This window comes from Nocardioides marmoriginsengisoli (assembly GCF_003725695.1).
GTDB classification, from domain to species: domain Bacteria; phylum Actinomycetota; class Actinomycetes; order Propionibacteriales; family Nocardioidaceae; genus Marmoricola; species Marmoricola marmoriginsengisoli.
The window spans coordinates 18918-31443 of the sequence record NZ_RJSE01000002.1 but is presented as its reverse complement, the minus strand read 5'-3'; the positions used below and the strand labels follow the sequence as shown (position 1 = coordinate 31443).

Annotated in this window: 18 protein-coding genes; 9 read left to right on the top strand and 9 right to left on the bottom strand. The window is 68.3% G+C overall.

Annotation, left to right across the window (positions count from 1 at the left end):
* Positions 1 to 88 precede the first annotated feature (88 nt).
* From EFK50_RS22005 to EFK50_RS01380, 4 genes are all read left to right on the top strand, one after another.
* Positions 89 to 226, top strand: coding sequence for a hypothetical protein (locus EFK50_RS22005; protein WP_183407643.1), 138 nt, complete (start codon positions 89 to 91; stop codon positions 224 to 226).
* A 58-nt stretch (positions 227 to 284) separates the two neighbouring features.
* Positions 285 to 479 (top strand): hypothetical protein, encoded by a 195-nt coding sequence (locus EFK50_RS01390; protein WP_123225769.1) that lies wholly within the window; start codon positions 285 to 287, stop codon positions 477 to 479.
* The gene (locus EFK50_RS01385) at positions 476 to 1426 is read left to right on the top strand and encodes a P-loop NTPase family protein (RefSeq protein WP_123225768.1); all 951 of its coding nucleotides are present in this window, start codon (positions 476 to 478) and stop codon (positions 1424 to 1426) included. Before EFK50_RS01390 ends, EFK50_RS01385 begins: the two co-directional genes overlap by 4 nt.
* 104 nt (positions 1427 to 1530) lie before the next feature.
* Positions 1531 to 2967 (top strand): rolling circle replication-associated protein, encoded by a 1437-nt coding sequence (locus EFK50_RS01380; protein WP_148046015.1) that lies wholly within the window; start codon positions 1531 to 1533, stop codon positions 2965 to 2967.
* A gap of 151 nt (positions 2968 to 3118) precedes the next feature.
* On the opposite strand, the gene EFK50_RS01375 is transcribed toward EFK50_RS01380, so the two are convergent.
* The 3 genes from EFK50_RS01375 to EFK50_RS01370 form a co-directional block, all read right to left on the bottom strand.
* On the bottom strand, positions 3119 to 3301 hold the full coding sequence (locus tag EFK50_RS01375; protein WP_123225766.1) for a hypothetical protein: 183 nt from the start codon (positions 3299 to 3301) through the stop codon (positions 3119 to 3121).
* 20 nt (positions 3302 to 3321) lie between these two features.
* Complete coding sequence (locus EFK50_RS22000; RefSeq protein ID WP_183407642.1) at positions 3322 to 3471, bottom strand: hypothetical protein; 150 nt, start codon at positions 3469 to 3471, stop codon at positions 3322 to 3324.
* A 328-nt stretch (positions 3472 to 3799) separates the two neighbouring features.
* Positions 3800 to 4144 (bottom strand): hypothetical protein, encoded by a 345-nt coding sequence (locus EFK50_RS01370; RefSeq protein WP_123225765.1) that lies wholly within the window; start codon positions 4142 to 4144, stop codon positions 3800 to 3802.
* Positions 4145 to 4206: 62 nt separating this feature from the next.
* Here EFK50_RS01370 and EFK50_RS01365 point away from each other — a divergent pair, with 62 nt between their 5' ends.
* Positions 4207 to 4644 carry a hypothetical protein gene (locus EFK50_RS01365; RefSeq protein WP_123225764.1) on the top strand — a complete coding sequence of 146 codons (438 nt, stop codon included), beginning with the start codon at positions 4207 to 4209 and terminating at the stop codon, positions 4642 to 4644.
* Positions 4645 to 4716: 72 nt separating this feature from the next.
* On the opposite strand, the gene EFK50_RS01360 is transcribed toward EFK50_RS01365, so the two are convergent.
* The 5 genes from EFK50_RS01360 to EFK50_RS01340 are packed head-to-tail and all read right to left on the bottom strand — an operon-like array spanning position 4717 to position 6888.
* Positions 4717 to 5145, bottom strand: coding sequence for an SRPBCC family protein (locus EFK50_RS01360; RefSeq protein WP_123225763.1), 429 nt, complete (start codon positions 5143 to 5145; stop codon positions 4717 to 4719).
* 32 nt (positions 5146 to 5177) lie between these two features.
* Positions 5178 to 5618, bottom strand: coding sequence for an SRPBCC family protein (locus EFK50_RS01355; RefSeq protein ID WP_123225762.1), 441 nt, complete (start codon positions 5616 to 5618; stop codon positions 5178 to 5180).
* A 2-nt stretch (positions 5619 to 5620) separates the two neighbouring features.
* On the bottom strand, positions 5621 to 5971 hold the full coding sequence (locus EFK50_RS01350; protein ID WP_123225761.1) for an ArsR/SmtB family transcription factor: 351 nt from the start codon (positions 5969 to 5971) through the stop codon (positions 5621 to 5623).
* Positions 5968 to 6423, bottom strand: a complete 456-nt coding sequence (locus tag EFK50_RS01345) for an SRPBCC domain-containing protein (RefSeq protein ID WP_123225760.1) — start codon at positions 6421 to 6423, stop codon at positions 5968 to 5970. The genes EFK50_RS01350 and EFK50_RS01345 overlap by 4 nt, the downstream gene beginning before the upstream one ends.
* 54 nt (positions 6424 to 6477) lie before the next feature.
* A complete protein-coding gene (locus EFK50_RS01340) occupies positions 6478 to 6888 on the bottom strand; it encodes a VanZ family protein (protein ID WP_123225759.1) in 411 nt (136 codons plus the stop codon).
* Positions 6889 to 7162: 274 nt separating this feature from the next.
* Between EFK50_RS01340 and EFK50_RS01335 the strand changes: the two genes are divergently transcribed.
* Positions 7163 to 7999 carry an aldo/keto reductase gene (locus EFK50_RS01335; RefSeq protein ID WP_123225758.1) on the top strand — a complete coding sequence of 279 codons (837 nt, stop codon included), beginning with the start codon at positions 7163 to 7165 and terminating at the stop codon, positions 7997 to 7999.
* An 82-nt stretch (positions 8000 to 8081) separates the two neighbouring features.
* On the top strand, positions 8082 to 8756 hold the full coding sequence (locus EFK50_RS01330) for a peptidylprolyl isomerase (RefSeq protein ID WP_123225757.1): 675 nt from the start codon (positions 8082 to 8084) through the stop codon (positions 8754 to 8756).
* Between the two features lie 3 nt (positions 8757 to 8759).
* Here the strand turns inward: EFK50_RS01330 and EFK50_RS01325 are convergent, their stop codons facing one another.
* Positions 8760 to 9188, bottom strand: coding sequence for an OsmC family protein (locus EFK50_RS01325; protein ID WP_123225756.1), 429 nt, complete (start codon positions 9186 to 9188; stop codon positions 8760 to 8762).
* 24 nt (positions 9189 to 9212) lie between these two features.
* Here EFK50_RS01325 and pepN point away from each other — a divergent pair, with 24 nt between their 5' ends.
* Both pepN and EFK50_RS01315 read left to right on the top strand, forming a co-directional pair.
* Complete coding sequence (gene pepN, locus EFK50_RS01320) at positions 9213 to 11684, top strand: aminopeptidase N (RefSeq protein WP_246003974.1); 2472 nt, start codon at positions 9213 to 9215, stop codon at positions 11682 to 11684.
* Positions 11681 to 12511 carry a formate dehydrogenase accessory sulfurtransferase FdhD gene (locus tag EFK50_RS01315; protein ID WP_183407641.1) on the top strand — a complete coding sequence of 277 codons (831 nt, stop codon included), beginning with the start codon at positions 11681 to 11683 and terminating at the stop codon, positions 12509 to 12511. The genes pepN and EFK50_RS01315 overlap by 4 nt, the downstream gene beginning before the upstream one ends.
* The last annotated feature ends 15 nt before the right edge of the window (positions 12512 to 12526 follow it).

Sequence of the window (12526 nt, the reverse complement as noted above, 5' to 3'; positions counted from 1 at the left end):
TGCTGGTCTGCGTTCTGGGTGATCGTCGGCGTGGGCTACGGGATCTGGCTGGGTTGGACGTGGTACGAGCGGATGGGGAGATGGGCAGATGGAGCGATCGAGGCACAGCGACTTGCTGATCGGAGCGGCACTGATGCTGGCGGGGATGCTGCTGGGGCGGCGGTGGGGCCGTCAGGCGGCCTACGACGCCGGGGTGCGGGCGTTCGTGCAGTACACGGGCTACTGACAAGCGAGAGGAAGTCAACGTCGTGAAGGCACTAACAGAAGACGCGCCGGTTGTAGAGATGATCCGCGACGCATCGGCACCGGTCCTGGAGTGGCTGCTGGTGCTCTCCGCGCTGGGCATCTCGATCTGGATGATCACGGTCTTCGTCGGCTGGCTCTGGGGGGTCTTCCAGGACATGACGACGGACTTCGAGGCTGAGGCGCGTCGGGCTGGCTACAAGAATGCCGCCGAGCGCGATCGGGACCACTGGTGATGTTCCAGAACCCCAAGAAGCGGGCCAGTCGCAGGGGCTGGCCGATCCACGCGTACGTGGGTGCGAATGGTGGCGGCAAGACGGCGGCGATGGTGTGGGACACGATCCCGTCGCTGCTTGCCGGCAGGGCGGTCCTCTCGACGGTGCGGCTGTTGGACTTCGAGAACCCGCGTCCGTGCGACGACGAGGAATGCGACCACCCGGAGCACGACGGGCTTGGTGCGCACGGCCAGGTGAAGCATCTGGCCGCGCACCCGTTGTGGGTGCCGTTCACGGACTGGCAGCAGCTGCTGGACGCTGAGCACACCGACGTGCTGATGGACGAGGTCACCGGCGTCGCCTCGTCGCGGGAGTCGATGTCGATGCCGGGCGTCGTGGGCAACGTTCTGAACCAGTTGCGGCGCTCGGATCTGGTGGTTCGGTGGACGGCCCCGAACTGGCGTCGGGCGGACATCATCATCCGGGAGTGCACGCAGGCCGCGACGTTCTGTCGAGGCTTCATGCCGAAGCGGGTCGAGGCCGAGGATGGTCAGGAGTTGGCGTGGTCGCAGCGACGGTTGTTCAAGTGGAAGACGTACGACGCGAACGATTTCGATGACTTCCAGCAGGGCAAGCGCGAGCAGCTCGAAGCGTGGTTGACGGACTGGCACTACGGGCCGAAGTCCCCGGTGTTCGACGCGTACGACACCTATGACTCGGTGATGAGCATCGGGACGGTGTCGGACTCGGGCGCGTGCTACCGGTGTGGGGGTCAGCGGCCCAGGCCGAAGTGCTCGTGTCCTCCTGGTGCGGTGTCTGCGGTGGCGGTGGCCGGGGAGGGCGTTGCGGAGCAGCCCGACCGGCTGCCGCTTCGGAGTGTCGGACAGGTGTTGCAGGAACTCGGGGCGGGCGAGGACCAGCACCACGTAGAATCGGCAGGTGTCGGCCCGAGGGGCCTGAGCCGTTGACCGCGGTCGTTGAGGTCGGCTCCCGGACGCTGGGGCCGATCGAGGCGGGGCGCTCGGTTCGGATCGGCTACCGGTCGAGCGAGTTGGTGTCGTCGGCTGCGTCGATGTTCGCCGGGTACCGGCAGCCTGACCGGTTCGAGCGCACGCGCGTCGGGGTCGATGCGATCGCGAGTCACGAGCTACGCCGGGTGGAGTGGTTCCGATCAGAGCATCGGATCACCAAGGTCCGCGACAGCGCGACGGGTAGCTACGTGGACGTCCCGGAGGTGTTGCCGTGGCTGGGGGAGTTCGAGGGCCAGGAGCAGACGGTCCGCACGACTGTCGAGGGCCCGCGGTGGCGCATCGAGATCAGCCCGGGGACCGTGCGGATCGCAGCAACGGACCCGGTGAAGCGCGAACGGGCTCTAGCTCGTGCACGTGTGGCCGCGGCGCTGAAGGAACGGGATCGGCAGCGGCGCGAGCAGTTCGAACCGTGCTGGGACGGCTGCTTCCGTGTGAACTGTGAGGGCTGTCGTCGCTACGACGTGCCGCCGGCAGGCAAGATCCGGTGCTTCTCGAGGTCGAGCCGGCGGATGATGACGCTGCGGCTGGCGACGCTCGACTACGCGCCGTTGTTCGTCAACGCGATGGGCGAGCAGACGGTCCCAGCGATGGTGACGCTGACGTACCCGGGGGACTGGCTCGCTGTCGCGCCGACGAACCGGGCCGTCCGCCGACATGTCGAGCAGCTGCGCAAGCGCTGGGATCGGGAGTACGCGTTCTGGGGGTTTCCCCTTGTGGGGGTCTGGAAGCGCGAGTTCCAGGAACGCGGCGCGCCGCACTTTCACATCTTGTGTGTGCCGCCGGCGATGCCGGGTTTCCAGCAGTGGCTCTCGGAGACGTGGGCGGACATCGTCTCGGCCGAGTGGTGCGGAGAACGGTGCTGGGAGGACGAGCACGGGCGCACCATCAAGGGTGGTGCGTGCTGCGAACGGGGCCGTCACGTCGCTGTCGGCACGGGTGTCGACTTCCGCGAAGGTGCGCGGGCGACGGACCCGCGACGTCTCGCGATCTACTTCTCGAAGCACGGCGGCTACGCGGCCAAGGACTACCAGAACGACGCGCCCGCCGAGTGGCTGGCGCGCGGCGGCGTAGGGCGCTTCTGGGGCGTCTGGGGCCTGCGTAGGGCGGTGGCGACCGTCGGACTCTCGCCAGATGTGGCCCTGGCCGTTGCCAGGGCGCTACGCGGCTACCAGCGAACCCAGCGGTTCCAGAAGCGCGTTCGCGTCCTGCGGTGTGTTCGGAACGAGGTGGATCCGAACACCGGCGAGCTGCTGCACGAGCACAGCCGCGGCTGCTTCCGATCGACGTCGGTCACCGTGCAGCGCTTCAAGGGCTCGGCAGGGTTCGTGCTCGTCAACGATGCACCGTCGCTCGCGGCTGACCTTGCCCGCGTCGCTGACCAGGTGCAGGGGAGACCAGACCGGTACTACACGACTGCGAGCGGCATCAGGTCGAAGGGAACTTCAGGTCTCGGACCGGTGGGGTTCTTACCCCCGTAGAAAAACGCGCGCAAGATCTTGCACGGAAAACACAGCCCGTCGCCCGTTTGGGTGAGCGGGCTTAGTGGCGTTCTCGGACGCTGATGTTCGTTGTGGAAGCACCTCGGGGGCCGTGTATGGCGGCTTCCTGGCCCCGTACGAAGGCGCGTGGTCAATCGATCCGATCGAAGGAGCGCCCCAACTCGGTCGTGAGCATCTGGATCAACTGCCACGCGGCCTCGTCGGCGTTCTCGTGCCTGAAGGAGAGTACGCAGGTACTGCCGAGGAAGACGTCAACGTTGTGGCCGTCGCTGTGAACGGTGGTGTCCGAGGCGTTTGCGCCGTAGGCGATCATGGTGGACTTTCCCCTTATTCTTAGGCGCTTTTGGTGACGATGGTGATGGTGGTGTAGCCGCAGGCGCCAGGTGTGACCTGCTTGTCCGTGATCCGAGCTCCTGCGGCGCCGAGCGCCTTCTGGACGTCGTTGACGCTGGTTGTTGCGATGTCGATGGTCGTGGTGGCCATGGTTCCTCCGGTGGCTTGTTGGTGGTGGGTCGAACGAGGTTTCGACGGAGTCGCGCCTCGTTCGGCGCAGCCGCGGAGCTACTGCCCCGTCCGGGGTGGGTCAAGGGCCGGAGAGCAAAGAACTTTGGGCGAAATAAGCGACGCAGGAGCGCGCCCGAAGTTGTTTGTGTGCCCTTGACGCGGCCCGGTCGGGGTGGCACTGGCCTAGGTGGGTCCGGCAGAGTCCGGAATGCCGTGAATGTCGGTTAGTCGGCGGAGCCGATTCGAGTCGGGTGCGGCGGCTGGCGGCGCTGGGCTTGTCATATGTGTCGTAACTTTCCGCGCAGTCCTAGGTGGCGCTCATCGAAAGTAGTTGAGCCCGAAGGATCTGGTAGTGCGCAGCGAGGCGGGCGGTCTCGCGGGAGTGCGCTTCGACGAGAGCGCCGGTTGTGAGTTTCCGGCATACGTGTGCGTGCTCGACGTAGGTCGCGAGGGTGGTTTCCAGGGCGACCATGACCTCGTCGCGGGATGCGCCCGCTCGTGGCGTCAGCAGGGGTCGGGCGGCGAAGTCGCGCTCGCGCCGCTCTGCGGCGCGACGGGTAGTGACGAGGTTGTAGAGCGTTGTGACGAGCCAGATCACGAACCAGGTGAAGACGGCCAGCATGACGACGCCGCCGCCGGTGTTGTTGTCCATGTCAACGAGTGTTGTCGTTTGCGAGACCTCTAGGGGTCGTTTTGACGACAAGAGGCGTTGACGTGCGCGACCATCTCCAGATGAGTCGTGAGGCTGCGGAGGCTGGGTCGAACGCGCGGGTGCGCGTTCGGTGGGCTCGTCAGCGGTTGGACGGCTGGGGACGCGGGCCGGCGGATCCGATCAACGAGCTGCGGGCCGTTGTCTACGCAACGAACGAGTTAGAGAGCGCAGCGGTTCTGTACGTGGCGGCGGCGCGTGATCGCGGCTGCTCGTGGGCCGTGATTGCGGAGGCGTTGGGGGTTTCTCGGCAGGCGGCGCAGCAGCGTTACGCGGGCGCGGTTCGTCGTCGTGAGGCGCACGTGGCTGACTGGCGTCGGGAGTGGTTCGCGGGGACGACGGGTCTCCAGGTCGAGGACGTTCGGGGCGTGTGGGAGGGCTACACGGTGCGCGTCGGGTCCGGGATGCTGGCGAAGCCACGGGGCAAACACCGCGCGGATTAGCCAGACGAGTACGAGCATGAAGCGCCGATAAGGAACATTATGTCAACGAATGTAGCCCGGAAGCCGAGAAGGTCACTCGCCCACTGCTGTGCTCACCCGAGCCACGGCGTCGAGCCACTTGCCCAGTCTCTTCTCGCCGTAGATGCGCTGAAGCGACCTCAGGCCGAGCGGCACTTCGATCGACATCGTGTACATCAGGACGCAACCCACGCCGTCAGGCTCGAGGTGCGCTTCCTGCGAACCTCGTGTGCGGCCGTTCCACTCGATGGCCACGACGTGCCGCTCGCCTGCTACCGCATCGGTGACGTGCAGACGCATCGGCAGCCGTCCACGCATCGACAGCTCGTAGCCCGAATCCACCGTCCCCGGCTCACCCCATTCGCTGATCAGTCGAACCCGCTGATCCACTACCGACTGCTGGCTGGGTGTCGCCAGGACTGACCAAACGACCGCAGGTGGCGCGGGGATCCGAATCTCGCGACTGATCGTCACCGTCGACATGGGCGGGACCTTAGCAATCGGCCCGGGGCGAGTCAGTGCCAGTCGCTGATCATCACGTCGTACGGCGCCGGGGCACCCTTCCCGGTCTCCACGAGCTGCTTCAGGCTGAGCAGGTACGACGCCCACTTGGTGCTGCAGTGGTACATGAACTCGACCTGGTCCGCCCAGCCGCGGTGCTCGAAGAGCACGATCGCGTACTCCCCTTCCTGCTTGAGCTCGAACGACACCTCCGTGCCGAGCCACTCCGGCGGTCCCTCGACGACCTCCCACAGCACTGCCTTGCCCGGCACCAGCTCCTTGACCTTCATGTCGAACCCTCCGGGGATGAAGCGGAAGGCGATGACGCCGCCGACCTCGGCATCTCCGGTGGTGTCCGTCGTCCACCAGCCGGCCAGACCTTCGATCGTGGTCAGTGCCGCGTAGACGTCCTCGGTGGTGGCGTCCTTGACGCCGATCCTGTGCACGATGTCCATGGTCAGTTCCCTTCGCGTTGATTGACTTCTGCCTGGATCGCTTCTGCGATCGTCTTGATCCGCTGCAGACGGGCATCCCAGGCGGATCCGACCGCCGTGAGCTGCGCGACCGCGCGGGCGAACTGCTCGTCGTCCACGACGTACCGCCTCTCCCTGCCGGACGGCGTGACCGTGACCAGTCCGACCCGGTCCAAGACGCCGAGGTGCTTCGAGACCGCTTGCCGGGTCACCGGCAGCCGGCCGCTCAGGCTGGTCGCGGTCCCGCCGCCGTCGGCGAGGAGCAGGTCGAGCATTCGGCGCCGGGTCGGGTCGCCGATCGCGGACCAGAGGTCGTCGTCGACCTGGACGCTCACGACGCGACCAGCCGGGTCACGTAGGTGTCCAGGCGCGGGAGGAAGAAGTCCCAGCCGCTGACGTGGTCGGCGTACTCGGCAGCCACCTTCGCGGCCTCCCAGCCCATCTCCCGGAATCCGGTTTCGGTGAGCTTCACCAGCGTTCCGCTCCCCTGCGGCACCAGCTCGAAGGTGACCAGCAACGAGTTGCCGGTGATCGCTTCCGTGCCGGCGTCCTGGGTCCAGCGGAACGTGAACGTCCGGGGCGGATCCGAGACGATCACCGTCAGCGGCACCTGGAAGGTCTCCCCGTCCTGGCGGAAGCCGATCGTGCCGCTCTCCCCCGGCTCTCCCGAGAAGTCCGCCTCGTCCGGCCACCACTCCTTCAGGTGCTCGGGTCGGCTGACCACCTCGAACGTGATCTCCGGGCTGGCCTCGACGTAGAGCTCGCGCTCGATGCTTGCGTATTCCATGGGATCCAGCCTTTCGCAACGTTTGGTTGCGTAACGCTAACCCCTGTTCTGTCTTTACGCAACCTTTGGTTGCTTCAAGGGCCTCGACAGCCAGAGCAACGGCCATGCGACCAGCGATCCGATCAGCCCACCGAGGCTGTTGTGCTGGACATCGGCGATCGTCGGCACCCTGCTCGGAAGCCACTGCTGCTGCGCCAGCTCGATGCACGCGGACCCGAGCACGCACAGCACGATGCTCATCACCGGCCGGCCCAGGACCACCGTGAGGAGGAATCCGATCGGCACGAACAGGGCCACGTTCGCCAGCACCTCCGTCTCGCTCCAGTCGAGCTCACCGCCCGAGTACCGGGTCGCCAGCGAATCCGCCAAGGAGAACACGGACTGTCCGGCGGACGGGTCGGCCAGGGTGAGCCGTGCGACGAAGACGAGGTAGAGACCGAGGAGGACGAGAGCAAAGCAGCGCATGCTTCGACGCTAGGCAGCGACTTCCGCCCAGCACTCCCCCGGAGGTGCCGATCGACGGCACCTCCGGCTGGTTCCACCGCCTTCACGTGCCCAGGACTCCCCACCCTCGTTCGGCGCAATGTCCAAGAATTCCGAATTCTCCGTTCTTGAATGCGTGTCAGGAGCCGCCAATCTCGCTAGGGTTTGATCCTGAGCCCGGCCACCGGGGAGAGAGCACCACGAAGTGGCCGAGCGAAACCGTGTTGTTGCCCGCGAGCAGAAACGTGAGAGTTCGATGGATATCCCGATTTATGACCTCAATGACGGCACCGAGCTGCCCGCAGTCGGCTTCGGCACCACCGGTCTCCAGGGCGCCGACGGCCTCGACGCCCTCCTGAGCGCCGTCGAGTCCGGCTACCGGCTGATCGACACGGCCGTGAACTACGGCAACGAGATGACCGTCGGCGAGGCGATCCGCCGTTCCGGCGTCCCGCGTCCGGAGTTCCGCGTCGCCAGCAAGCTGCCCGGGCGCCACCACGCGTACGACGACGCGATCGTCTCAACGCACGAGTCGATCGGCCGTCTCGGCCTCGACCACATCGACCTGCACATGATCCACTGGCCGAACCCGAAGCGCGACGAGTACAGCGAGGCCTGGCGCGCCCTGGTCGACCTGCAGCGCGACGGCCTGGTCACCACGATCGGGGTCTCGAACTTCACCGCCGAGCACCTCGACCGGATCATGGACACCAGCGGCGTCGTCCCAGCCGTGAACCAGATCGAGATGCACCCGTACTTCCCGCAGGACGAGCTGCGCGCGGTCCACGACTCGCTCGGCATCCGGACCATCGCATGGAGCCCGCTGGCCCGCGCGAAGGGACTCTTCGAGGAGGACGCGGTCCGCAACGCGGCCGAGGCGCACGGGGTCTCCCCCGCCCAGGTCGTCCTGCGCTGGCACTTCCAGCTCGGCTCGGTGCCGATCCCGAAGGCGACCGCGCCGGACCACCAGCTGACCAACGGCGACATCTTCGAGTTCGAGCTCAGCGACGAGCAGGTCGACGCGATCACCGCGCTCGGCCGCGAGGACGGGCGCCTCTTCGACGGCGATCCCAACGAGCACTACGAGATGTGACGCTGCGTCAGTCGATGTTCCACGAGAAGGGCCACGGACCGATGTCCGTGGCCCTTCTCGCTACGCTCTCCCGGTGATTCGGATGCGTACCGCTCTCGTGCTGACCCTGGCCGCACTCGTCCTCAGCGGCTGCGGCTCCACCGACGACTCCTCCGACCCGGACACCCAGGCGGCGGGCTCGTGCTCGTACCCGGCGTTCGACGACGCCGCGAAGTCGGTGAAGGCACCGCCGGCCGATCCTCCGAGTCCGGCGCCGACGACGATCACGATCACCACGAACAGCGGCGTGATCCCGCTGACCCTGGAACCCGACCTGGCTCCGTGCACGGTGAACTCGTTCGTCTCGCTCGCCCAGCAGGGCTTCTACGACAACACCAGCTGCCACCGGATGCTCACCGTCGGCGACTACATCCTGCAGTGCGGCGACCCCAACGGGGACGGCCGCGGTGGTCCCGGTTACACGATCCCGGACGAGCTGGTGGCCAACGATCCCCGGCTGCAGCCGTGCGACGCCGGCGGGACCTGCACCTATCCCGGCGGCACCATCGCGATGGCCAACCGCTCCCAGCCCGACACCGGTGGTTCGCAGTTCTTCCTGATGTACGAGGACTCGCCGTTCCCGCCGAACTACACCGTCTTCGGGCGGACCAACGCGAGCGGCCTCAAGGTGCTCAAGGCAATCGGTGCCAAGGGCACCGCGGGCGGGGCCCCGGACGGCGCGCCGATCGAGCCGGTCACCATCACCAGCGTCAAGTAGCGGCTACTTCTTCTCCATCTCGACCGGCGACGCTACCGCCACCGTGCGGCTGACGGTGCAGAGCCGGTCGCGGGACTGCTCGATCGCCCGTTGCAGCACGTCCCGGGCCGCGTCGCCGCCCTCGCCGTCGGGGAAGACCAGGTCGAAGGTGACCCGGAGGTTGGTCATCCGGTTGCCCTGGTCGTCGCGGATCTTGTCGCCCTCGGCATGGACCTCGAACGACGTCGGCTGAGCCCGCTTGCCGGTGATCAGGTCGACGTCGATGGCGCTGCAGCCGGCGATCGCGGTCAGGAGCAGCTCCACCGGCGTGAAGTCCGGGTCGCTGCCGCTCCCCACCGGGAGCACGCCGCCCCGGGCGTTGGTGGCCTTGTAGCGGCCCTCACCGATCCGGGTGAGGTCGATGGAGCGCAGGGTCTCACGTTCAGCGGTCATGACTCGGACCTTAGTGTGTGTGGTGTGCGCAGTCTGCAGCTGAACGAGGCCCGGGACCGTTTCGACCTGCTCGAGATCACGTCGTACGACGTCACGCTCGACCTGCGCGAGGAGACCACCTTCGCCAGCACCACCGTGATCGAGGTGACCTCGAAGGGCGGGGACACCTTCCTCGACCTGAAGCCGGTGGCCCTGGGGCGCATCGAGCTCGACGGCACCGACCTCCCGGTCGACGCCCTCGACGACGGCCGCTACCCGCTGACTCTCCCCGCGGGCGAGCACCGGATCGTGGTCGAGTCCGCGATGCCGTTCCGCAACGACGGCGAGGGCCTGCACCGGGCGGTTGATCCTGCCGACGGACGCCCGTACGTCTACCAGATGAGCTTCATGAGCGCCGCTCCGTCGGTGTTCGCGTGCTTCGACCAGCCCGACCTCAAGGCGCCGTACACGCTGCGGGTCGCTGCTCCGGACGACTGGATCGTGGTCGCGAACGCAGCCGGCACCGAGGTCGACCGCGGCCGCTGGGAGTTCGAGCAGAGCCAGCCGCTGTCGACGTACTTCGTCAGCCTGGTCGCCGGTCCCTACCACCGGATCGCCGACCACCACGACGGCATCGACCTGGGGTTGCTGGCGCGTCGGTCGCTCGCGCCGGCCCTGGAGAAGGACGCCGAGGAGCTGCTCACCCTCACCCGCCAGTGCTTCGACGAGTTCCACCGGCTCTTCGGCATCCGGTACGCCTTCGGCAAGTACGACCAGGCCTTCGTGCCGGAGTTCAACGCCGGCGCGATGGAGAACCCGGGCTGCGTGACGTTCCGGGACCCGTTGCTCTTCTCGACCAGGGTCCCGCGGAGCATGCGGATCCAGCGCGCTACCACCGTCGCGCACGAGATGGCGCATCAGTGGTTCGGCAACCTGGTGACCCCGAAGTGGTGGGACGACCTCTGGCTCAACGAGGCCTTCGCCGAGTACATGGGCAACCGGGTCACGGCCGAGGTCACCGAGTTCGACGACGCCCTCGTCTGGGCCGCGGTCGCCCGGAAGAACTGGGGCCTGACGGCGGACTCGCGCCCGTCCACCCACCCGGTGGCGGGCAACGGAGCCCTGGACGCCGACGCGGCGCTCCAGGACTTCGACGGCATCTCGTACTCCAAGGGCCATGCGGTCCTGACCCAGCTCGCTCACCAAGTCGGTGACGACGTCTTCCTCGGGGGCGTCCGCGACCACTTCACCCGGCACCGGTTCGGGAACGCCACCATGCGCGACCTGTTCGGCTCCTGGGAGGCGGCAGGCGCCGGCGACCTCGAGCCGTGGACGGCCGCCTGGTTGCGCAAGGCCGGGCTCGATCGGATCGAGCTCGACCGGCAGGCCGGCGCCGTGGTCCGCACTCCCCCGGCCGACCCCGCGGACCGGACCCACGTGCTCGGGGTCGCTGCCTGGAACGGCACCGCCTGGGAGCGCGGCGAGGTCCGGGTCGAGACCGAGCGGACGCCGTACGTGGTCGCCCCGGGAACTCCGGTGATCCTCGACCCCGACGACACCGCCTGGGCCGATCTGACGATCGACCCGGTCACCGCGGCGGCATTGCCCGGCCTGCTGCCCACGATGACCGACCCGCTGCTGCGCGCCACGACCTGGATCACCCTGCGCAACGGCGTCCACCACGCGCGACTGGACCCCGACGCGGCGGTCGCGATGATCTGCGCAGGTGTCCCGGCCGAGGACCAGGACGCGGCCGTCGGCACGCTCGGCGTCTGGGTCGGCGACGACGGCGAAGGGGCCCGTGGCGTCGTCCACGAGAAGCTGCTCGCCACGGTGCGCGATCCGGAACGCTCCCGCGCCGACGTGCACCAGACCTTCCTCGCGCGCGCCGCCACGGCACCGGCCGGCTCCGACCTCCAACTGGCCGCCTACCAGGCCGCCACCGGGACGGCGACGTCCACGGACTGGTTGCGGGCCCTGCTCGCCGGCACCGAGACGCCCGGCCTCGAGGTCGACGCCGGGATGCGCTGGCGGGTCCTCAAGCGGCTCGCCTCCCTGGGAGCGACCGACCTGGACGAGCTGGATCGCGAGCTGGCGCGCGAGAACGACGCCAAGACGCAGATCGCGCACGCCTGGTCGCACGCCCGATTGCCCGATCCGGACGCGAAGGCCTGGGCCTGGCAGCGCTTCACCGGCGAGGCGGCCGCGTCGAACTACGAGATCGAGGCCATCGGGACCGGCTTCTGGGCGAGCGGCCAGGACGAGCTGCTGATGCCGTACGTCGACCGCTACCTCGCCGAGGTTAAGGGCACCACGGCGGTACGATCGGGCTGGGGCCTGGCCGACGGGGCGTTGTTCTTCTACCCGATCACGATGGCCGGGCCGGACCTGCTCGCCGGGACCGAGCAGCTGATCGGCGATCCGGAGCTCAACCTGAGCATCCGCCGGGTCCTGGTCGACGCCGGGGACGAGGTGCGTTCGCGGTTGCGGACCCGGGAACGGTACGGCGCGTCGTGACCGCGAAGACCCGCCGCCCGGGCCCGACGGTCCGCACCGACGTCATCGAGGTGCGCGGCACTGAGATCCTCCGGCACGAGGACCGGCTCGCCACCGAGGAGCCCCTGGAGATCCGGCTGGCCTGGCCGGGTTCGCCTGCTCAGCGGGTGGTCGTCACGATGCGGACGCCGGGTCACGACTTCGAGCTCGCGGCCGGCTGGCTCGTCGGCGAGCAGATCCTCGGACGCGAGCAGGTCGCTGCGGTCCGGTACTGCACCGACGAGGACCTGGCCCCCGACGAGGAGTTCAACGTGGTCACCGTCGAGGCGACCGCTCCCCCGGCGTACCTGCCGCAGCCGCGGTTGATGAACTCGGCCTGCGGCGTCTGCGGCACCACCTCGATCGACGAGGCGCTCCGGTCGGTGCCGGCTCCGACGAGCGGCGTCGTCGTACCGCTGGACCTGGTCCGCAGCCTGCCGGCACTGCTGGAGCAGGGGCAGCCCGGGTTCGCCCGCACCGGCGGGTTGCACGCCGCCGGGCTCTTCGACCTCGACGGCGTGCCGCAGGCGGTCCGCGAGGACGTCGGCCGGCACAACGCGGTCGACAAGGTGATCGGGGCCGGGGTACTCGGACGGATGCCGGTCGCCCCGATCCTGGTGCTCTCCGGGCGGGTCGGCTTCGAACTCGTGCACAAGGCCGCCGCAGCGGGCGTCGCCGCTGTCGTGGCCGTCGGGGCTCCGTCCTCGCTGGCGGTCGGGCTGGCTGCCGAGGCCGGCATCGGACTGGCCGGGTTCACCCGCCCGGAACGGTGCGTCATCTACGCCGGAAGCGATCGATTCGGCGTGTGAGCCGGGGTTTGTCGG

Excerpts from the sequence above, each read along its gene's own strand:
- EFK50_RS22005 (WP_183407643.1), top strand. The coding sequence starts at position 89 with ATGGAGCGATCGAGGCACAGCGACTTGCTGATCGGAGCGGCACTGATG.
- EFK50_RS01390 (WP_123225769.1), top strand. The coding sequence starts at position 285 with ATGATCCGCGACGCATCGGCACCGGTCCTGGAGTGGCTGCTGGTGCTC.
- EFK50_RS01380 (WP_148046015.1), top strand. The coding sequence starts at position 1,531 with ATGTTCGCCGGGTACCGGCAGCCTGACCGGTTCGAGCGCACGCGCGTC.
- EFK50_RS01375 (WP_123225766.1), bottom strand. The coding sequence starts at position 3,301 with ATGATCGCCTACGGCGCAAACGCCTCGGACACCACCGTTCACAGCGAC.
- EFK50_RS22000 (WP_183407642.1), bottom strand. The coding sequence starts at position 3,471 with ATGGCCACCACGACCATCGACATCGCAACAACCAGCGTCAACGACGTC.
- EFK50_RS01370 (WP_123225765.1), bottom strand. The coding sequence starts at position 4,144 with ATGGACAACAACACCGGCGGCGGCGTCGTCATGCTGGCCGTCTTCACC.
- EFK50_RS01360 (WP_123225763.1), bottom strand. The coding sequence starts at position 5,145 with ATGTCGACGGTGACGATCAGTCGCGAGATTCGGATCCCCGCGCCACCT.
- EFK50_RS01355 (WP_123225762.1), bottom strand. The coding sequence starts at position 5,618 with ATGGACATCGTGCACAGGATCGGCGTCAAGGACGCCACCACCGAGGAC.
- EFK50_RS01345 (WP_123225760.1), bottom strand. The coding sequence starts at position 6,423 with ATGGAATACGCAAGCATCGAGCGCGAGCTCTACGTCGAGGCCAGCCCG.
- EFK50_RS01340 (WP_123225759.1), bottom strand. The coding sequence starts at position 6,888 with ATGCGCTGCTTTGCTCTCGTCCTCCTCGGTCTCTACCTCGTCTTCGTC.
- EFK50_RS01335 (WP_123225758.1), top strand. The coding sequence starts at position 7,163 with ATGGATATCCCGATTTATGACCTCAATGACGGCACCGAGCTGCCCGCA.
- EFK50_RS01330 (WP_123225757.1), top strand. The coding sequence starts at position 8,082 with ATGCGTACCGCTCTCGTGCTGACCCTGGCCGCACTCGTCCTCAGCGGC.
- EFK50_RS01325 (WP_123225756.1), bottom strand. The coding sequence starts at position 9,188 with ATGACCGCTGAACGTGAGACCCTGCGCTCCATCGACCTCACCCGGATC.